18 protein-coding genes, 1 pseudogene and 1 riboswitch are annotated in these 20,446 nt (G+C 54.0%); of the genes and pseudogenes, 8 read left to right on the forward strand and 11 right to left on the reverse strand.

The features are described from left to right. Nucleotides 1-115: 115 nt before the first annotated feature. The 10 genes from trxB to EH55_RS12280 all read right to left on the reverse strand — a co-directional run bounded on the left by trxB (nt 116) and on the right by EH55_RS12280 (nt 13,425). Nucleotides 116-1,312, reverse strand: coding sequence for a thioredoxin-disulfide reductase (gene trxB / locus EH55_RS12235; RefSeq protein ID WP_037978327.1), 1,197 nt, complete (start codon nt 1,310-1,312; stop codon nt 116-118). Nucleotides 1,313-1,377: 65 nt separating this feature from the next. Beyond that, a complete protein-coding gene (gene prmC, locus EH55_RS12240; RefSeq protein ID WP_051682894.1) occupies nt 1,378-2,226 on the reverse strand; it encodes a peptide chain release factor N(5)-glutamine methyltransferase in 849 nt (282 codons plus the stop codon). Nucleotide 2,227: 1 nt separating this feature from the next. Beyond that, a complete protein-coding gene (gene prfA / locus EH55_RS12245) occupies nt 2,228-3,301 on the reverse strand; it encodes a peptide chain release factor 1 (protein WP_037978329.1) in 1,074 nt (357 codons plus the stop codon). After that, nucleotides 3,270-4,238 carry a DUF1385 domain-containing protein gene (locus EH55_RS12250; RefSeq protein ID WP_236617134.1) on the reverse strand — a complete coding sequence of 323 codons (969 nt, stop codon included), beginning with the start codon at nt 4,236-4,238 and terminating at the stop codon, nt 3,270-3,272. The genes prfA and EH55_RS12250 overlap by 32 nt, the downstream gene beginning before the upstream one ends. Continuing rightward, nucleotides 4,235-4,921, reverse strand: coding sequence for an FAD-dependent thymidylate synthase (gene thyX / locus EH55_RS12255; RefSeq protein WP_037978331.1), 687 nt, complete (start codon nt 4,919-4,921; stop codon nt 4,235-4,237). Before thyX ends, EH55_RS12250 begins: the two co-directional genes overlap by 4 nt. A 94-nt stretch (nt 4,922-5,015) precedes the next feature. Further along, nucleotides 5,016-5,252 carry a 50S ribosomal protein L31 gene (gene rpmE / locus EH55_RS12260; RefSeq protein WP_037978334.1) on the reverse strand — a complete coding sequence of 79 codons (237 nt, stop codon included), beginning with the start codon at nt 5,250-5,252 and terminating at the stop codon, nt 5,016-5,018. 354 nt (nt 5,253-5,606) lie between these two features. Then, nucleotides 5,607-6,914 carry a hypothetical protein gene (locus EH55_RS12265; RefSeq protein WP_037978339.1) on the reverse strand — a complete coding sequence of 436 codons (1,308 nt, stop codon included), beginning with the start codon at nt 6,912-6,914 and terminating at the stop codon, nt 5,607-5,609. A 24-nt stretch (nt 6,915-6,938) separates the two neighbouring features. Continuing rightward, nucleotides 6,939-8,906: a TonB-dependent receptor plug domain-containing protein gene (locus EH55_RS12270; protein WP_037978341.1), complete on the reverse strand. Its 1,968-nt coding sequence runs from the start codon at nt 8,904-8,906 to the stop codon at nt 6,939-6,941. A 70-nt stretch (nt 8,907-8,976) separates the two neighbouring features. Beyond that, on the reverse strand, nt 8,977-11,457 hold the full coding sequence (locus EH55_RS12275; RefSeq protein ID WP_037978347.1) for an Ig-like domain-containing protein: 2,481 nt from the start codon (nt 11,455-11,457) through the stop codon (nt 8,977-8,979). Nucleotides 11,458-11,469: 12 nt separating this feature from the next. Further along, nucleotides 11,470-13,425, reverse strand: a complete 1,956-nt coding sequence (locus tag EH55_RS12280) for a hypothetical protein (protein ID WP_037978350.1) — start codon at nt 13,423-13,425, stop codon at nt 11,470-11,472. 315 nt (nt 13,426-13,740) lie between these two features. Next, nucleotides 13,741-14,006: riboswitch (cobalamin riboswitch) on the reverse strand. A 374-nt stretch (nt 14,007-14,380) separates the two neighbouring features. Here EH55_RS12280 and EH55_RS14005 point away from each other — a divergent pair. Beyond that, nucleotides 14,381-14,656 carry a type II toxin-antitoxin system RelB/DinJ family antitoxin gene (locus tag EH55_RS14005; protein ID WP_081839583.1) on the forward strand — a complete coding sequence of 92 codons (276 nt, stop codon included), beginning with the start codon at nt 14,381-14,383 and terminating at the stop codon, nt 14,654-14,656. 61 nt (nt 14,657-14,717) lie between these two features. After that, a pseudogene (locus EH55_RS14900) lies at nt 14,718-14,882 on the forward strand (type II toxin-antitoxin system mRNA interferase toxin, RelE/StbE family); the annotation flags it as partial. 157 nt (nt 14,883-15,039) lie between these two features. Here the strand turns inward: EH55_RS14900 and EH55_RS12285 are convergent. Further along, nucleotides 15,040-15,630 (reverse strand): NYN domain-containing protein, encoded by a 591-nt coding sequence (locus EH55_RS12285; RefSeq protein WP_037978353.1) that lies wholly within the window; start codon nt 15,628-15,630, stop codon nt 15,040-15,042. Between the two features lie 901 nt (nt 15,631-16,531). Here EH55_RS12285 and EH55_RS13660 point away from each other — a divergent pair. The 6 genes from EH55_RS13660 to EH55_RS12320 form a co-directional block, all read left to right on the forward strand. Then, nucleotides 16,532-17,122 carry a zinc-ribbon domain-containing protein gene (locus tag EH55_RS13660; RefSeq protein WP_051682895.1) on the forward strand — a complete coding sequence of 197 codons (591 nt, stop codon included), beginning with the start codon at nt 16,532-16,534 and terminating at the stop codon, nt 17,120-17,122. 78 nt (nt 17,123-17,200) lie between these two features. Next, the gene (locus EH55_RS12305; RefSeq protein WP_037978358.1) at nt 17,201-17,413 is read left to right on the forward strand and encodes a hypothetical protein; all 213 of its coding nucleotides are present in this window, start codon (nt 17,201-17,203) and stop codon (nt 17,411-17,413) included. Beyond that, nucleotides 17,406-17,672, forward strand: a complete 267-nt coding sequence (locus EH55_RS12310) for a type II toxin-antitoxin system RelE family toxin (RefSeq protein ID WP_037978360.1) — start codon at nt 17,406-17,408, stop codon at nt 17,670-17,672. Before EH55_RS12305 ends, EH55_RS12310 begins: the two co-directional genes overlap by 8 nt. Nucleotides 17,673-17,721: 49 nt before the next feature. Continuing rightward, nucleotides 17,722-19,332: a phage minor head protein gene (locus tag EH55_RS12315; protein WP_037978363.1), complete on the forward strand. Its 1,611-nt coding sequence runs from the start codon at nt 17,722-17,724 to the stop codon at nt 19,330-19,332. Nucleotides 19,333-19,370: 38 nt separating this feature from the next. Beyond that, nucleotides 19,371-19,496 carry a hypothetical protein gene (locus EH55_RS14805; protein WP_256261458.1) on the forward strand — a complete coding sequence of 42 codons (126 nt, stop codon included), beginning with the start codon at nt 19,371-19,373 and terminating at the stop codon, nt 19,494-19,496. Between the two features lie 112 nt (nt 19,497-19,608). Next, nucleotides 19,609-20,446 (forward strand): IS256 family transposase (locus EH55_RS12320; protein ID WP_037978365.1); only part of this gene is annotated, 838 nt, incomplete at its 3' end.

Below are 20,446 nucleotides of genomic sequence, written 5' to 3' on the forward strand. Positions count from 1 at the left end.
GCGGGCTTCGGCGAATCGAATTCTTCGACCTCCGGCCGCGGCGGCCCCCTTGCGCAAAAAAAGAGGAGGACGCGATACGCGCCCTCCCGCCGAGTCTCAGCCTCTCGAATTTTTATCAGCCGACGAACTTCTTTACGTCCTCTATCGTCTTCGGCTCTTCGCAGCGCGCCATCGCGCCCTTCTTCATCTCGATGAGCGCCGGCAGCTTCGCTATGCCGAGTTTCTCCGCCATCTTGCCGTTCCTGTAGCCGTCGATGAAGGCGATCTTTTTGCCGCTCTCCTTCGCGAATTTCTCGGCCTGCACCTGAAGGTCGATCTGCCGTTGCTCGATGCTCGAGGTGAAGAGCGCTATCACCTCTTCGGGCTCGATGAGGACGGAGCGCAGGTGAAGCTGCCCGGATATGTACGCGTATGCCGCCATCGCCGCTACGGCCCCGTCGCCGGCCGCAGTCACGACCTGGCGCAGATATTTGTCGCGTATGTCGCCCGCCGCGAAGATGCCTTCGACGTTAGTCTCCATCCTGTCGTTCGTCACTATCCAGCCGCCCTTCGCCTGTTCGACGAGCGAATTGTCGGGCTTGAGGTAAGAGACGTTCGGCTCCGTGCCTACGAAGACGAAGCAGCCCGCCACTGGCAGATCGGAAATATCTCCGCTCTTGACGTTCCTCAGGACGAGCTTTTCAACGACGCCTTCGCCCTCTATAGACTGTACGACGCTGTTCCAGATCGGCACGATCTTCGGGTTGGCGAGGGCCTGCTCCGTCGCGAAGCGGTCCGCCCTCCACTCGTCGCGGCGGTGGATGACGTAGACCTTATCGGCAAATTTCGTAAGATAGCCGGCCTCTTCGACCGCGACGTTGCCGCCGCCTACTACCGCGATCGTCTCGCCTTCGAAGAAGGCCGCGTCGCATACCGCGCAGTAGCTGACGCCGGCGCCTGTGAACTCGGCTTCGCCGGGGCAGCCGAGCTTCCTGAAGCTCGCGCCGGTCGCTAAGATGACGGCTTCGGCCTCGATTTCGCCCTGATCGGTAACGACGATCTTGCTTCCGCTTCTCAGCTCGATCTTGTTCACCGTGCAGGAACGGAACTCCGCCTTGAAGTGCTCCGCGTGCTTGCGGAATGCTTCGCCGAGCTCCGAGCCGGTCGAATGGATCGTGCCGGGCCAGTTTTCGATTTCGTCCGTTATATTGATCTGTCCGCCGGCTATGCCCTTCTCAAGAATAAGGGTGTCGAGCCCGGCGCGGCGTCCGTAAACGGCTGCGGCAAGACCAGCGGGTCCTGCTCCGATTATTACGAGTTCTCTTTTCTCCATCAAAAACATCCTTTCTGCAGAGAAGGTGACGTGTCAGGTCTCTTATAATCAAATTATATAAAATTTTAGCGTTTGCGCCATATTATGTGGCGAATTATCGCGTTGTAATCCAAAACTTTATTCACAAGAACAAAGCTGTCGCCGGAGAGCTCACACAGCTCCTCGGCCTGGCGGCCGCCGGCGCATTCGCAAAGAATCATCCCGCCGCTTTTGAGGAAACGCGGAAAAGCCGCGAAGAATTTTTTATACAGAAAGGTGCCGCCGCGGCCGCCGTCAAGCGCGGAGTGCGGCTCGTAATCGCGCACCTCGGGCATCAGCCCGGCTATCTCTTCGCTGGGAATATACGGAGGGTTCGCGGTAATGAAATCGAGACTCTCCTCTTCGACGGGCGCGAGCCGCGGCTCCCCGTTCAGCAGGAACTCGACGCGCGCTTCGAGCTTCAGCCTCTTTGCATTCATCCTCGCCCAGCGCAGCGCCTGAGGGCTCTTGTCCACCGCTACGCAGGAAAGCGACGGATTTTCCAGAAGCAGAGCGCAGGCTATGCAGCCGCTGCCGGTGCACCAATCCGCAAAGCGCGCAGCGCGTCCCTTGGGAAAATATTTCAGCGCCTCTTCTACGAGGAGTTCGCTCTCCGGACGCGGAATCAAAACGCCGCGCCCCACCTTGAAGGGATAGCCGTAAAATTCCGCTTCGTGCAGCACGTAGGCAAGGGGAACGCCCTTGGCGCGCTTAGCGGCGGCAGAAAAAATCCCGCGGCAGACGTGCGCGGGAATTTCGTCGTCCTTATAGATGAGCTCGGCGCGGCTTATGCCCGCGCGGAGCGAGATTATCAAATCGGCCGAATACTCGGGCCTCGCGCTCTGCGCTTCGCGTAAAATAGAGCGCAGTTCGCGGCGCAGCCGCTGAAGCTTCATCTCACACGGAAAGGAGCTTCAGCTTCTCGGCTTGGTCGGCCTCGGAGAGCATCCTGATGAGCTCGTAGAGGTCGCCGTCCAGAATCTGGTCGAGCTTGTAAAGCGTCAGGTTTATCCTGTGATCCGACACGCGGTTCTGCGGATAGTTGTAGGTGCGTATGCGCTCGGCACGGTCGCCAGTGCCGATCTGCCCCTTGCGCTCGGCCGCCATCTCCGCGTTCTGGCGCTGTAGCTCGGCGTCGTAAAGCTTCGTGCGGAGGAACTGCATCGCCTTTGCGCGGTTCTTTATCTGTGAGCGCTCGTCCTGGCATGTCACGACGATTCCCGAGGGAATGTGCGTGATGCGCACCGCCGAGTCGGTCATGTTGACATGCTGGCCTCCGGCGCCGCTGGCGCGGTACGTGTCGATCTTCAGATCCTCGGTGCGAATCTCCACATCCACTTCGGCGGCTTCGGGAAGGACCGCGACCGTCGCCGTAGAGGTGTGGATGCGTCCGCTCGCCTCGGTCTCCGGCACACGCTGCACGCGGTGGACGCCGCTTTCGTATTTGAGCATACTGAACGCGCCGCTCCCGTCGACGCGGAAGACTATTTCCTTATACCCGCCGATGCCCGTCTCGTTGCCGGAAATTATTTCGGTCTTCCAGCGCTGGCGCTCGGCGAAGCGCGTGTACATCCTGAAAAGGTCCGCGGAAAAGAGCGCGGCCTCTTCGCCGCCCGCTCCGCCGCGAATTTCGATTATGACGCTCTTCTCGTCGTTGATATCCTTCGGCAGAAGAAGCACGCGGATCTCGTGCTCGAGCTTCGGTATGTCCTCCTCAAGCTTCGAAAGCTCCTCCTCGGCGAGTTCCTTCATCTCTTCGTCCTCTACGGCGATCATCTCCTTAGCGTCCGCTATGCCCTTTAGCGCCGCCTCGTAGCGCGAAAAGGCGTCGACTATCGGCGCGAGCTCGACGTGCTTCCTGCCGAGCCGCTGCATCTCCTGCGGGTCGTTCGCGACCGCCGGGTCGGCCATTTTTTCTTCAAGCTCCTTATAGCTCGCTTCAATTTCCTTCAGCTTGTCTATCAGTTCCATCCTTTGCACCACCTGACGCAGTATCTTTTTCTATCGGGCGAAGCGCCTCGCCCAGCGCGGCTATCGCCACCTCCAGCTGATCGCGGGAGGGCGTGCGCGTCGTTATATATTGAAGCAGAAGGGCCGGCATTATCAAATATCTGCCCCAGCTCTCCGACTCAGCCGCGCCGCGTATGAACTCATAAGAGAGCCCTATGACGAGCGGCAGCAGCGCGACGCGGCTTCCGACGCGCCACAGCACGCCGCCCTTTCCTATCGATGCGAAGACTAAAATGCCGACGACGATCACGACGATGAGGAAGGACGTGCCGCAGCGGCGGTGTATCCGCGAATACTCCGCGACGCGCTCCGGTTCCAGCCGTTCGCCGTGTTCGAAGGCGTTTATCGTCTTATGCTCCGCGCCGTGGTACTCGAATACGCGCGCGATGTCCTTCCACAAAGATATGAGCGCGACGTAGGCGACGAAGACGGCGCCGCGCGCCACGCCCTCGATCATGTTCGCCGCGAAGCGCGAAAGCGCGAAATGCGCCGCAAGGTACTCCGACAGCAGCATCGGCAGCGCGATAAAAAGAACGACGACTCCGAGCAGCGCCGCCCCTATCGACAGCGCGCCCTCCAGCGGCGATATTTTCTCCTCTTCTCCAAGGCTGATGTCCGCCGAGATGGAAAGCGCCTTCATACCTACGCGCATCATCTCCACCATCGTAGCGAAGCCGCGGACCACGGGATATTTCCACGGAGCGGCCTTAAGCCATTTCGAGGCCGGCCACGACTGTAGGACTACCTTGCCCTTCGGGTCGCGCACCGCGAGCCCCCAATTCTCGGAGCCTCTCATCAGCACGCCCTCTATCACAGCCTGCCCGCCGACAGGAATCCTCCTCTTTGCTTCGCCGTCGGCGAAAAGCATCATGTTGAGAAGCGCGAACGCCGCGATCAAGAAAGCAGCTCCTCCATGCCGCTGTAAGGCTTGCCGCAGGGATGCGCCTCGCCGCAGGCGCCCGCGACGCAGGCGGGGCCGGCCGTGCCGAATATGACGGGCGCGGCCGCGCGCGCCTCGCGCAGCATCCCGCGCGCCATCTCCTGTATCTCCCACTGGGCGCGGCGACAGAGCCTCAGCGCGAAAAAGTGATGCAGCTCGCGCGCGTTCATCGTGACGACTATGCGCGTCTCTCCGCCGTGCGGCAGTATGAAGCGCGCGTCCTCCTTCGGGATTCCCAGGGAGAGCAGTTTTTCATAGGCGAGCCCGGCCGCTTCGGCCTGCTCCACGAACACCTTGAGCGCCTCCGCGTCCGCCGAGACGGACGGCGGCACCACGCAGCCGTTGCCTTTCATGCCTACGTAGCGCTGGCTCTGCTGCGAATAGCTCGCGACCCTGTGGCGCACGAGCTGGTGCGTCGCGACGCGGCTCACGCCTTCGATCGCGAATGTGAAAGAGGCATGCTCGAAGGGCGAAAAATGGCCGGCTTCGCGCAGCTTGGACAGAAACGACGAAATCTTAGCGGAATCGAGCCCGTCAAAAATTTCCGCAGCGCCCGACGCGCTGTAGCATAATTTCGCCGCCGCGGCGACCACCCTGTCAGCATCAGGGGTAGCCGCTATAAGTTTTATAAATAAGCTCATTGCGCCGCTCCTTTTTTCGCAAAACTAATTTACCGAATATTCTCATAAAAGAAAAAAGAGAGGGCGCACGCGGCGTCCCCTCTTTGGATAACGGCTATTCGGCTTTCTCTTTTGCCGCCTTCTGCCCGTAGTCGACGCCGGCGTACTTCTGGCGGAACTTCTCAAGGCGTCCGGCTTCTATCACGCGCCCTTTTTTGCCGGTGTAGAAAGGATGGCAGGCGCTGCATACTGAAACCCTGATGTCGCCTACCGTCGACTTTGTCTCAAATGTATTGCCGCACGCGCAGGTCACCTTGCAGACCTCGTATTTCGGGTGAATGTCCTTTTTCATTTATCGCACCTCCAAATGCTCGATTACTTCCAACATACAGCAAAATATTATATTCCACTTCGCCCGGCGGCGCAAGCTTTCGTTTGTTTTGTCTGCTTTATCGACCTATTGGTCGATTGTCCAATGTATGATTGACAAAAATACACTTCACGCGTCACCGCGTTGTTTTCAGTGCTTTGCAACACATACCCTAGATTGCCGTTTTCCCGCCGGCGGCATTATGGGAAATACAACAGGATTAGCGTTTTGCCATTAATCTGCCGAGTTGGAAATAAACCGACCTTTGGGAGAAACTATAAAAGATTGTCCCGATCATTTGCACCATCGGTAGTTGGAGCTTATACCTTACGTCATTTATGTGCGGCGTTTTTTTATAAAGCATGACAGTATCGCCAGAAGGGCGGCGATCCCAATTCCGCCGTTGCATCCACCGCCGCCGTCTGAAGGCGTGTCAGGCTCCGCCGGGGTAACGGACCCCGTCGGGTTCACTGCAGTATATGCGGAAATATTGCCGCCTAAGTCGTTACTTCCGAACTCCTTCCAGTGCGTTCCGTCATAGCGCCAGAGGCTATAGCCGACGCCAATCCAAAGATATTTCGTGCCTTCGTCGTAGACCAATCCCAGGCGGTAGCCATATTTGCCTTTGAAATCCCTAAGTAGCGTGCCTATATCGCCATTCTGTAGTTTTTTCAGAGTCGTCTCGTAGAGACGGATGCTGTATCCCGGCGTATAATCCTCGCCCGAAGTCCATTTGGCCGCCTGTATGTAGACCTTGTCGCCGGCTAAGACAATCGCGTCAAACATGTGCTTGAACGTTGGATCCATAGCGTTCACCTCTTCAGCGGTGATGAGGCTGCTGACCTCCATCGTACTAAGATCCGCCATCTCGACGCACGATTCGGGATTCCAATCATCCCCAAACTTCTGTACGCCGCCCAGCGTGGCCACGTAGAGCTTGCCGTCGATCTGCGAATAGGCTCCCGGCGTGAAGCCGTCGAGGTTTTTGCCCTTCATCTCCACACGCTCCAACTCGTTCAGCTCCGCGTCGAGCTTTATCAGATTGTTAAGCCGGTATGATCCCGAAGCCGTATCCCATGGGTCGTTGCTGCCGGTAAATATCGCGTAAATATTGCCGTCATAGGCGCACAGAGCCTCGCCGTGACCGTCGTACTTGGAATCGTTGTGGAAGTATTCGTACTTCTTGTCCTGTTTGTAGACGTCGTCCGCTGTGGTGATACGGCTGACGATCGGAATATCATAAGCTGTGGCGTAAAGGCGGCCGCCCAGCTCTGCTATCGCCCTCGTATTGTGCAGCGTCGTCGTCGCCTCTCGCAGCGGTTTACTCCAGGCCGACGGCTGCGCCCACTGTGACTGTTCTCCTGGGTTATAAATGGGAATTACGTCGGTGCCGTTTCCGGTGTAGAGCGTCACAGCGATGCGGAAATTGCCGTCGGCGTTCCTGAATGGGTAGAGGCCCTGCCCGGCATTCCCGCCCATATTGCTGATGAGCGGCGAGACGGGAGCTTCCGCCCCCTGGACTATGCCAAGCGCAGTGTTCGCATAATTGTTGTCCTGCCTGGTAAACAACAGATCGGCCCGCGCCGGCAGCGAAGCGACAAGCAGTAAGAGAATGATTAGCGGTAATACGATTTTTCTGCGCATATTGCTTCCTCCTATAATAATTTTTTAGAAAGTCCAAAGCAGGGCGGCGTAAAATGTCCTGCCCTGTATCGGGTACCAGAGAACTCTTTCCGGACCGTTGCCGACGGCGAAAATCATCACGTCTGGGCCGGAGTTGAAAACATCGTCAACGCCGAAGACCAGCTTGAGGCCGTCGCGTATCTGCCAGTGCACGCCGAGACCCAAAGTCGTCAGATCGTCCCAGCCAACTTCTCCCTGCATATCGTAATAGTTCTTGCCTATATGGTGCAGCTCGGCAAAGAGCTTCGCGCGGTCGTCCTTAAAAATTTTTCTGCTCACGCGCAGCAATCCCTCAAACTCGGGGCGGTTGGGCAACGGATCGTCGTACATGTATCCCGGCGTCTTATTCTTAGGATTCATCCAAGTCGCGGAGAGATAAATATCCCACTTGTCGCGCTTTACCGTCGCTTCCAGTTCCACGCCGGATATCTTCGCCTCTCCGATATTCACGTACTGCGCGTATCTGGGGTTGACCATCAGATAGTCGATGAGATTATTTGACTTGCGGTAGAAATAAGTCAGCTCGGCCCTGACCTGCGCCTTGGATATTTCTCCTTCCCAGCTCACGCCGGCGTCATACTGCGTGCCGTCCTCCCACTCAAGCTCTCTATTGGGGACTATGAACGCTCCGTCTCCGTAAAGCTCATAAAGATTGGGCGCACGGTTATAAGTACCTCCGGTCAGCTTCAGCGTCCAGCCTCTGTAAAACTTTTTCGTCAGCGCCGCGCCCCAGGAAAATTCCGTGACTCCTTCTGCGGCATTCCACCTTACGATCGGCGTGAACCATAAGTCGCCGGCTTTGTTGAGGCTGATAGTATCCTGTATCTGCCCGTTCCACGAATTGCGCGTGTGGCGCTCTCGCCCGCCGAATTTCTTAACGACATCTCCCATCGTATGGAGTTCTTCGTTGTAATAATTCCACAGAAACTCGACCAAATGGCTATCGCCCAGCGGCAGCGAACCGTCGACGGCCGCGCCGAAACGCTTTGTCTCATATCTGTTGTGCTGCTCGCCCCAGCCTCCGATCTTATTCTCCGGGTCGTCATAATCCTTCGTCTGATGCAGGTATTCCAGACGCAGGCCGTAGTCAAGATCGCCAAGCCTGTCCTGTCGCATAACGATGGCGTTCCACTGGTCCGTTACCTGTGCGGCGCCGGGCACGCTGTCGAACTTGTCCGCGCCTGGGGCCGAATAGGGCAGCTCTCTGTCGTTGCGTTTCCAGCCGCCCTCTATCTTCCACTTATCGCCGTTCCACTTTAGCAGAAGATTAGAATTTTTATAGCCGCTGTTCTGCCTCTTCGCCTTATAGTCGTCGTCGGGGGTGTAAGGCGTGTTATTGTCGTTCCAATACTCAAAATCGCCGTCCGTGCGGTCGAAATTGACGGAGCCCATAAAAGCCCCCTCGCCCAACGGCGAGTGATATGTCAGGCCGCCCGTTAATCTACCGAAGGAGCCGACGCCGGCTGCGGCGGAGCAGCCGGCCTTCTTCGGCTTCACCGTGACGATGTTGATGACGCCGCCCATCGAGGCCCCGCCAAAGCGGGCGGGAATATAGCCGCGGTAGACTTCTATCCTTTCGACGTTTTCCACAGGGATAGTGGAAAGGTCGACTGCCGGTTCACTGCCAAGGTTCATCAGCACTCCGTCTACATAAACGGCTACCTGCGAGGAGCTGCTGCCGCGCACCGAGGCCGTTGTGTAGGCGCCGCGCCCTTTTGTTTCGATAACGTGCAGCCCCGGCACCTGTTTGAGCAGTTCGGGAAGGTTCTTCTGTTCCCCCTTCATTTCCTGCGGCTTGATGACGGTGACGGTGCCCGGAGAGAGGAGCAGCTTCTCCTCCCGCTCTGCGTCGGCGGTGACCTTCTCCTCAGGCAAGCTCACTGCATTGTCCGCAGCGGCGGCCCCCGCGCAGAGGAAGAGGCACAGCGCTGTAATAAAAAGATATATCCTCATATCTTCCGCCTTTCAGTGACTGGGACGCCCCGGCTCCGTATGTGCCGGAGCATCCCGCCGTCTATCCTGGCTATGCCCCAGAATTATTTCGTGACCTTCTCTTTGCCGCGTGTGTGACGAGGGGGATCGCCGCCAGCAGCATAATTCCCATGTACCCGGCGGCATTGCAGCCCCCGGAGGAGCCGCTAGACGATGCTGGGGGCTGCGGGGCTTCCGCCAACCTGACGACGGCGATCGAACTGATGATGCCGCACTCCGCCGGGTTGAGGTCAAAGCCACCGTTGTCCTGGATGTAAAGCGCCAGTTTGTAGGAAGCGTCCGGGTCGATTTCATCCTCGGGGGCCATCATCCTGTCGTCCATCGTCTGCAACGTGAAACGCTTGTCGCCGAAGGCGTCCTGATCTTCGGCGTAGGCGAAGAACTCCCCTGTGCCGTCCGGACGCGTGCAGACGAGCGCCGCCTTTTGCGGCGTATCGGCCATCAGCAGGTCGCCGCTGACTACTAAAGCCGCCACAGCGAGCTTGTTCGGCTGCCGTGTGGTCATCTGCATGACGGGCAGCGGCTTTATCTGCGTTATCTCCGCCTTGTCCAGCGAGGCGGCGTAGTCGACCGCGGCTCCGAGCAGCGCTGAACTGAGGAAGGCGACGCCCTTTGAATTGGTTCTGAACGCCGATATGTCGGCGCCGCAGGCGGCGGCGATATCGACGAGCATATCCGAGGTCGCGCCCACTACTTTCAACGCCTCCGCGTAGGTCGGGACTACGCTGCCGGCCGGAATGATGCCGGAGATGTCCACATCCTTGATCTGCTCACCTTCAAGCGTGATGGAATCCTTGAATCCTCCGTCGGCAGTCGCAACAGTGAAGGTGTACCCGTAGGCCTTATCGTGTCCCTTCCTCAGCGTAACCCGAAGAGTTCCGTCTTCCCTACGCTCCAAGAGCACGTCGTCGGAGAGGGCCTCGCCGGACAGCGCGGAAAGGCTCCAGGCGACGCTCGTGTCGTCTGCGTCGGAGGGAAGCACGGCGACGCCGAGGGTACGCGTCTCCCCCTCCGTCAGCTCAGATCTGTCGCCGTAGGCAATAACGGCTTCCACCGGGATGTTGCCTTTAGCTACTTTAAGCGTCGCTTCAAGCGTCACGGAGGTTTCAAAGTTCGATATATATCTGTCCTTCGGCTGGCCGGAACCTGTGTCCGTATGGCCGAGAAGGCCTTTTATATCGGCGGAGAGCGCCGCGTAGGAGATATCATCCGCTGTAGCGAGGGCCTTGACCTTAATCGTTTTCGAGCCCTGCCCGCTTATTATTTGGAGCTTAGCCCCGTCCGCGTGCCAGGTATATTTGAGCCCCGAGGCGTCGGCCTGCGGCGGATAGGAGATGATGTGTACCTCGCGCTCTTCGCCGGGCTTGATCGTGCCGAAGTCGGCTGCGTCGAATATCGCGGCGGCCACCGGCAGCTTGCTTTCGTCCGTCACCCTGCCGTATTCGTAGTGCCCCATAGATGCGTTGCCGTTCAGCGGCTGATCGTCCGTCATCTTGAGCCAGTAGCAGTTCTGATAATCATAACCGAAGGCGCCGACTACGCCGCCGGTGTAGCCTGCGGCGCCACTGATCTTAGCGGCTACCGACACGGAATCTGCCGTGATGTTGCTGTTGAAGCCTCCGAAAATGCCGCCGGCGTCCATGCCGGAGATTATCGAGTTGGACATTACGACGCAGTTGCGGACTTCGCCGTGGTACCACGATGAGAAGCCAACTACACCGCCTGCGTAAGCATAACTTATCGGAACCGAAGCTACTGGGCCGAAGACGACGCAGTTGCGTATCATAGCCTTGATGCCATCCGTCACAGGTCCGGTACCGTCACCCCTTGGGTTGCCGTTGAGCCCGGCGATGCCTCCGGCGTAGCCCCTCTTAGAGCTGGTGGCGAATACCGCCACATCGGTGGCGCAGTTTTCGATCAAGCCGTCGGCCCAACCGGCGACGCCTCCGACGCCTTCGCATTTGGAGGCATCGACGCTCCCCTTGACGACAAGGTTTTTGACCGTACCTTCGTTGTCCAGATAGCCGAAGAGCCCCGCCGTTTCGCTCTGCGTATCGTTATGCACGTAGAGATTCTCGCAGGTGACTATAGAAAGGCCGGATATGGTATGGCCACCGCCGTCGAAGGTGCCGTCGAAACCTTTATAATTTGGAATTACACTAAACCCGCTTTGAACTGACTTATAGTCGATCTTCCACCCTATCGGCGCCCACTCTTTCCCCTGGAGGTCGATGTTGCGCGTTAGCAAGATGTGTTTATCCTTAAAATAGATACTTGGGTCAAACCAGTTGCCGACCCTGTTCGTCAGCTTCGCAAGCCCGGCGAGCTCCTCCGGCGTCGAGATGAGGAAAGGCTTTTCCTTGGTGCCGCGTTCGTTTTTGTAGTCGTCATACCACCTGGTGTCCGGCGTCCACGAGTCGGCGTACACGGCGGCGGCGAAGACTAAGAGTATCAGCAGCGCTAGCTGCGCCGCGACGGCCCGTTTTGTTTTTAAGAGAGTCCTTACGTTCATCTTGCTTTCCTCCTATTTCCGGCATCCGCGCCTGACGCTCACCGCCATAAACGCCGCCGGCAGCAGCAGCGCCAGCAACACTATTGGGCCGCAGGCCACCGTCGAACAGCCGCCGGAGCTTCCGCCGCCGGGAGTCACCGTGTCTGCCTTGGCCGTGACGGTCAAAGAGGCCGATAGGCCCGTTCCGTCAACGGCTTTCGCAGTAAGCTTATATCGTGCCCCTTCAACGAAATTCACGAGCGTTACCTTCACCCGGCGCGTCGATTCGATATAAGTTATCTCAAGGTCGTCAGTCGTGGCCGCGTCGCCGGAGATTACTTCGTAGCTCCATTTCAGTTCCGGGTATGAGACACCACTTTCGGGAGTGATGGAGGCTGCCACCTCTTCGCTCGCACCGGCGCTCTTGAGGATTATCTCCTCCGCGCTGAGTAACAGCTCTTGCAGCGAGGAGAGCACACTCAGCACGACCGCCTTAAGCGACCATGAATTTCCGCCTGGAAAGCCTGAGGCGCTAAGGTAAAGTTCGGTCGTTCCGCTTTTTCCGCTCCTTATCACAGCAGTATCGCTGGAGTAGGCCACAGAAAGAGCGGATTTATCCGAGGTCCCCCAGGAAAACCCGAGTTCGCCCATGTCGCCGCAGTTAGTTGGGAAGACAAGAGCCTTTATTGTTGTAGGAATGTTTTCCACAACCTTATAAATAGGCGGCAGTATCACTGAAGCCGCACGGAGGTTTTTCGCCTCGATCACCTTGAGAGCCTGTTCGTCGGTTATTTCGTCAATGTCGCCGACGGCTTCTTCCGCCCGTCCGTCGCCGCCGAGCCATTCGCATCCTGTGAAGGTGGATATCCTTGCTCCGTGCCCGATCAGGCCGCCGATCATTGCCGACGGCGCTGAAATAGAGACGGCGGAGGAGCAGTATTCAAATAATATGTTGTTGGTATAGCCCACGACGCCGCCAACATAGAGTCTCTTGCCCTCCGCAGCGGAGGCCGTTATTTTTCCTTCTCCAGTACAAGCCACAATAGCATTGCTGGCCCAAAGATTTCCCGCGACTCCGCCAATCTGGGCGCTTTGCGCGGTCTTTATATTCATATCACAGAAGCTCGCGCAGTTTGTCATCGAACCGACAGTATGTATCCATCCCGCGATACCTCCTATATATGATGTCCCGCCAAGCGAGGCGTCCCCTGGAGCCGTAAGTACTATCGAGCCGGTAAAGCCGCAGTTTTCAACAGCGCGTCCGGCTTCCCCCACCACGCCCCCTACAGTGGCGTCATAAGACAGGCTGATATCCGCCGAGACATAACAATTTAGGAAACTACACCAGCTCATACCGGAAATGCCTCCGACATGCCCGTGGCTGTCGGAAGAGATTTTTCCACTAAAGGAGCAGTTTTCAATTGTTTTGTTGATCGTCCCATTGGCGGTTGCCTGTGTGGCACCCAACAGTCCACCGATGTAGAAGCCAACAGATCCGGCGTCTTTGTCCGCCTGGGATGGGCGTATATCTCCCTCTATATGCAGGTTTTTAAAGACAGGATAGACAGCTTCGCAATAGCCGAAAAGACCGATATATGAAATATATGAAATGCCATCACTAATGGGATTTTTTATTTCGCCAAGTCCACTTACTTTATGCCCGCAACCGTCAAAAGTGCCACGAAAACAATGCAGAAGCTGCCAGCCGGTCTTGGTGCGGTGGCCGATGGCCGTCCATGTCCCGCCAGAAAGGTCTATGTCGCTCGCCAGTTTCACCGTCTTGCCTTCAAACTGCTCTGTGCCGTCGTTCACGAGCTTAGCAAGCCCTGCAAGCTCCTCGGCAGTGTTAATCGTGAAGGTAGCGTCCGCTGAGTTCGCCTCATACCAGCCGATGTCGGCTGACTCTATCCAATTCGCAGCCGAGGCCGCACCGGCGAATAATAAAAGCGCAGCGAGGATGATGTGAAAAGTGATTTTTCTTATGAGCATCGTTATTTTTCCCTCCTTCGATTTATTGAGCTTCTTTCGACGCCTGAATAGCGGAAGAAGTTCTCAACCGTCGGGTGAATGCTGGAAAAATAACGCCGTCTTTTTATAAGGGAATAACGACATCTTCTCAGCTCCTTTCATATAAAGGCGGTCAGATAACATCCGCCTTCGCCGGAGCGGGAAGACCTTGACATAGATAAGGGAGAGAGCGTTGTGTGATGCAAAACGACTCTCTCCCCTATGAATATGTACACAACATCTGTTTGCATACAAAAAGTATATGCGGAAATCGCCGTCCTGCGCCCGCTGCGCATCGCTAACTCCGAATCCCCGGTAGGTCTTCTGGCTCCCGTTCATCCTACTGCAAAGCGTCTGTCCCACTTTGCATAAACAGCTTACGCGAATTTGTAAAAAGCATGCAAACTTGTTTTGCTGTTTACCCCGCGCCTTCTCACCCGTGTCGCTAACCTAAGGCGGCGACTGTCGGCAATGGCATATCGCGGTTTCGTCCCGATTACAGCAGCAGCGGCTGCCCCGGCTTTCATACCGGATTCCCTGGCTCCGCAGATTCTGAATTTTTAATTACTCAATCGACCGACGCATTTCAAGGTTGTCTTTTACCGGCAGAAGCCCCCCTTCCTATATCGCCACATTTGCGGTTTACACTGTTTTCACAAAACAAAAACAACTAATAAACGATATGACAACAACAAACATACAGCACCGTACAGAGGACGTATCGCAACATACCAGACTCTTCCGTAGAAAGCCGAACCAATGTACAGTGCGCTTTCAAGCTTGGAGTAAAGTATAACATCTACGCCACCTCTGTCAAGACATACTCGCTTACACATCCAGGATGTCTGTGTAACATATAAGGGCTCTGTTTTTAGCTTGACTTTATATGCACCTTGTTATGTATTGTGCGTACAAAACATAGAAAAGAGTACTATAAATGCCATCAGTAAATCCGATAATACAAGTGCGTGTAAATCCTGAAATAAAGGCCGCGGCCTCAGAAGTTGCGGATGGTATAGGAATTCCGCTTTCAACGCTGATAAACACCTTTGTAACACGGTTGGCATGGGAGGGGAAAGTGCCGTTTGAACTTATAGCTCCGGCCGTTCCAAACGAACGCGTACGCGCGGCGATAGCCGAGCTCGAAGATGGAAAGGGGACTCGTTGCGCCACCATCGAAGAAATGTACAAAACAGCCGGAATAGAAAAATGAGAGAGCTTGAACTATCGACACAATTAAAAAAGACCTTAAGCGCCTGTAAAAACAGAGAGCGCCGCTTGACGAACTAAATACGGCAATCGAAATACTTCAAAGCGACATTCCTGTTCCAGAGAAATATAAAGACCATATCCTTATCGTCAACTGGAAAGAATATCGTGAGATTCACATAACGTCGGATCTGTTGCTGATATATAAAAAACAGGAACAGACAGGCTGAAACTCGCCGCCGCGGGAAACTACGTGGAGCTGTTTAACAGGTAAATGACTAAAAACGCCTCTTAAACGATAAGCCACAGAGACTCAGGGCCTGTATTTTTATGTTTTTTATCGTAAAACGCCAAATACGAGTAGCAAAAAGTTTATAAATAAGCAGGTTATTTATTGCGATAGTCGTTTGCGTCTATGCAGCGATCGTATTCTTCTTTTGAAAGGCGTATCCAGTCTGTGCCGTCGATGCCTCTTTTTAAGTCCGGGTGGTCAGGCATGACGGAGGCGATCTTTATCCAGCGTTGTTTTTCATGTGCGATAGCTCGTATCTCTTTACCTACCTCCGCGAAGTCTGTGTCACGGCTGAAAAGAACAGCTACGTCACAGCGGCCGAGACGGGCGGTGCGCACAAGATCAAGGGCGATTCTGATGTCCACGCCTTTTTCACTGGGTGTACCGTTGTTGTAGTGGAGCGGCGTGGTAAAGGTATCGACGCGCGTGTCCTGCGCTTTATGGGCGGCCAGTTTATTATTCCAAAATGAGTGCCAGAATGGATTCCTGTCATACGTGTGTACACCGGTATAAAGATGAATACCTGCAAGTCTCCAATCTGGATACCTACCGACTATTAATCGGGAAAGAGCGACAGGATCGAAATTGGGATAATTTATCTTCCAGGCTGCTTTTACTGAGAGATAAAGATTCTGGAGGTCAAAGAATATTTCAGCACGTTTTATTTTTGGTTCGAAATAATGCATTTGAACCTCCTAAAAAATAACCCCTTTGAAGCTATTGCAACGGGTACGCCCGTCAACTCCAAAGGGGAGAAGATACTCATATTATACAAACGGATAGGAGGGGAGTCAAGGCCGGCCGGCGATCCTTAATCTCCAAGTACCCCGAGGCACAAAAACAACAATACCTCACTGTTGCGTTGTCAGCGCAGGGTTATGATATGTCCAGCAAAAGAAATACTATAAACCAGTGAGGGAAGGAGGTGCGGACAAAATATTGGACTGATCATGCAGCCAGACCAAGACTTTGGTAGCCACGGCTCGACGCCGAAAAATATGTAACAAACTCGCCGGCATTTTAGAGATATACCGTCTCGCCAGGGAATGGCGCGCCGTTGAATCCGAGCGCCGGGCTTGAAGCCGCCAGAAAACACGGGACAAAATAGCTGCCTTTACTTCGCCCCGTCTCTCAGTGCGTCAAGATAATCAGCATACCACTGCATCATCTCGACGCGCTTATCCATACTTTCTCCAAGCAAAAACGCCACGAGCTCTTTCCTGAAGTCAATACATCGAGAACGAGTCCGTTCTCGATCGGAATCTCGCCGCGCTTTCACGAACTCAAAATACGGGCTATCTCCTTCTTCAATTCTTTTTCGGTTATCACCGAAGCCCCCCCTTCTGTCTCTCAAAACCGGCGATTTAACACGAAACGCAATCCAGCAGACGCGCATGATACACGAAACACTCTCAATCGTTATACATCACCCCATAGTGCCTTTAAAAACAAAAAAACCGCAAAAGCCCGTCTACAACAGGCCTTCCGGCTCATTTCAAGGTGTTTTGATTTACTTTGAATTTAAGAACTGGTGCCGGAGGGGGAGATAGTTTATAATCAATAATAAATATAAGGGGAGGTTTTATCGTGGCTCTTATCAAATGCTCAGAATGTGGCAAAGAGATTTCAGACAAAGCGTCCGCTTGTCCGCACTGCGGCTACCCAATGGGCGAGATAAAAGTAACAGAGGTGGAGCGCCCCGCGCAGGAAGCGCCGTCCGTGCAGGTAGAAGCGCACCCCCCGACGGCAGAACCCCCGCACAAGAAGTCCTCCATTATGATTTTCGTGGCTTTTTTAGTCATTTTGACCGCGGTGGCGCTTGCGTTCGCAAGTTTCGACGACCGAACGAAAACGGCTAGACAAAATAACGAAGGCAAGACAAAAACAATCCCCACAAACGCCACTCGGGTAGAAACTGTTTCTAAGCCGGAGCCATACATTCCATATGAATTCGCTAAAGATTTTGTTCGCGATAGACTGGTAGCGCCAAGCACGGCAAAATTCATGCCAATCTCCCGAGTTCATTATGTCCTTTACCCTGACCAAAAGACATGGAGAATTACTTCGTTTGTTGACAGTCAGAACGCTTTCGGGGCGATGGTGAGAACGAAGTGGTCGGTTAAGCTGATCGAGACTAAGGATACATGGAAGCTGCTAGACATAAAGTTTGAGCAATAAATCTCCTTATCTCAATCACAGAATCAATAATATAAAGTAATAGGCATTATAATAGGATACCAGGAGGAGGGGATGAGCATGTCTCCAACGAAGACGATGGAAAGAGAGAAAGCGGCAAACATATTCCTGTCGCTCGACGAAGAGAATTTCGACCGCGCCGCAAGCTACATCGCATATCTGGCGGAGATGGAGCGCCTTGAAGATGAGGATGACATCGCTTACATTGAAGCCCATAAAGACGAGCCTTCCGTCCCGCTGTCCGATGTGTTAAAGGAGCTGGGCCTTGGGTAAGTACTCCGTGAGGCTGAAAAAAAGTGAAGAGAAAGCGCTCGCCTCTTTTGATGCCTCAACTCAAAGGGCCATAGCGGCGAAGCTGCTTTCTCTCGCGAAAGACCCATACCCGCAGGGGTGCAAGAAAATTCATGGGCTAAAAAACACATGGCGTATACGCAGCGGAAATTTTCGCATAGTTTACGCCGTGCATGAAGACATTCTGCTTATCCTCGTGATAAGGATAGGCGATAGAAAAGACGTCTACAAGGGAATGTAAATGATATTTACCATGCAAGATAAGATTATGGGTTCCAGAGGTAAAAGCAATGTGTGCGCTTTTAAAACTGTTTGTCGTCTTATTTATTCTTTATATATTCATGCCAAAGGATTTAATGGTAATATTTGCCGTGGTAGGAGGCATAACGGCTGTCTTTTGGGCATCACAGCGGAACAAGCCGTCCCCACCCGTTCCAAGCTCCCCGCCTACTCATAAACGGCGGGAGCCGCTAAATCCGCCTGCAGCGCCCAAAACAATAAACGCAGATTGGAATATAAGCGTTTCCTTTAGCAAATCCCGCAGTGCAAATTTTGAACGCGCCCTGTTTCTTGCACGAGAGGCCCCCAAGTTCGAACAATTTGATAATGCTGAAAACACGGTATATCAGGCGACATTCTCGGCGCAGCCGCATGATTACATGCGGTTTGTCAAGCTATATGAGATGATTTCCGGCTGGAAATCCACGCACGTTATGATTTGCGGAGAGCTTGTTGACAGGAAAATAGTAAGTAATCTTAATTATTGTTATGGTGACAGAATACGCTCCGGCAATCCGGATTTTTGCTACGGCGCAAGCCACATGACGGCAAATCCATTTGGGTGCCACAGATTGCAAATCAGCGCGTGCAATAACCCGTGGATTAAGTTTTTCCGCCCCGTTGGCGATGGTAGTTATAAACTGGATAAAAAGGCTATGAAGGCGCGCATTGACAGCTTCGCCGCAATTTATCGACATTGTCCCGTGTTTGATTATGGTGAAATCCTGCTGAAATTGGAACTCCTGCCCGATATTGTTTCAGGGCGTGAATATCACGAAATATACGAGAACGAAAACGGCCCTGTACTCTCTGCCGAAGAAGCGGACACAATAAACAGTGGCGCGTGGCTTCATAATCCGACGATACATAAGCTGTTCCAAGGACAAGATGAAGAGACGACAAATAAAATTCTTAACGCTATTAAAGTTGGATATGCAGGAGGGGAAACTAATTCGCAAATAAAACAACGCATCGATAAACTCGTAGAGAGTTCGGCAAAAAACGAATCTCTTCCTACCCCAAAAACCATTGCACAAACAGCAGCTTTGGCTATGGCCAACACGGCGCGGTTGGAGATGTACCGCAAGAACGCGGACATCATCCTTTGCATTCAGTGGCTTGCGGCGCTCGACCTTCGCACGTGTATTGAGTGTGCGGAGCTCGACGGCAAGTATTGGGATTTGGACGGCAATCCTATAGGGCATGAAATCCCGTTCGTCCCGCCGCCGGTGCATTCCAATTGCCGTTGTACACTCGTCCCTGTTACGTCTTTAGATGCGGAGCTTGACGAAAACGGCAACGTGGTAGATAAACGTACGCCGCTGTCCACCCGCGCAAGCAAGGACGGTCAGGTGCCGGCGACGTGGTCTTTCGAAAAATGGTTCGACTCCTTAAGCGAAGAAGAACAGGAGAGGTACCTGGGGACGTCGAGATTTACACTGATGAAAAGCGGTGAAATCAGCTTTTCCGACTTAGTAAACAAAAAGGGGAAAATCAAAACTATTTTAGAATTGGGACATCCTGAAATGCCTGACGATCTGCCGCCACAAAATCAGCCCGCCCCTAAAAAATCAAGAAGGAAACGGAAGCCTCAAGAACAACAAACAAATAGTTCTGCGTAGAAGCTATAATTAAGGGAATAATAAAGAGGAGGGTTTTCATGAAAAAATTAGCGCTTTGCCTTTTTCTCACATTTGCATTTGCCTCCAGCGCTCTTGCGTTGCAAGAAATTTCCAAAGCGGTATATGACATCGGTGGAAAACTGCTGCGGGAACGCATAAAATAGAAAAGCCGAGCGTCTAAGGGAGAGTATAACAAATTCTGTGTAAACTCCATAGAGAAGAAAGCAAGCCTCCTGGATTGGTGTTAAGATAAATTCAATCCAGGAGGATATTTTTATGGCAAGACAGAGAAAACTGACACCGGAAAGAAAAGCGCTTATTCAGAGTCTCCTTTCCCACTACAAACCGGAAGACGCCCAGGACGTACAGGCTATGCTGAGGGATCTTCTCGGAGATACGATCCAGCAGATGCTGGAAGCCGAGATGGATGACCATCTCGGTTACAGCAAATATGACTACAAGAACAAGCATACAGATGACAGCCGCAACGGCTACAGCCCTAAAACAGTCACCTCTTCGGCCGGAGATATCCCGATCGACGTCCCCAGAGACCGCAAGGGTGACTTCGAACCGCAGTCAGTCAAAAAGAACCAGACCGATATCTCAAATATAGAGGATCAGGTCCTGTCCATGTATGCAAAAGGCATGACGACCCGGGATATCTCGGCTCACCTGCAGTCTATCTACGGTGTGGATGCCTCTGCTGAAATGATTTCGCGAATGACGGATCGAATTCTGCCGATTGCCAAAGAATGGCAGAACCGGCCGCTGGCCAAAAAGTATGCAGTCGTCTTTATGGACGCCGTGCATTTCAATGTGAGGCAGGACGGCCGAACCGTCAAGAAAGCCGTTTATGTTGCTATTGGGACAAGACTGGACGGGCATCGTGAAGTCCTTGGCCTGTGGGTCGGCGGAAATGAGAGCGCCAAGTACTGGGTCGGTGTCCTTAACGAGATCCGTAATCGCGGCACCGAAGATATTTTCATTATCTCCGTCGACGGCCTGACAGGCTTTGCAGATGCGATAAGCGCCGTATATCCCAAGGCCGAAATCCAGCGCTGCATTGTCCATCAGATCCGTTACACGACAAAATTCGTCTCTTACAAGGACATAA

It is taken from the genome of Synergistes jonesii, assembly GCF_000712295.1.
Lineage (GTDB): Bacteria > Synergistota > Synergistia > Synergistales > Synergistaceae > Synergistes > Synergistes jonesii.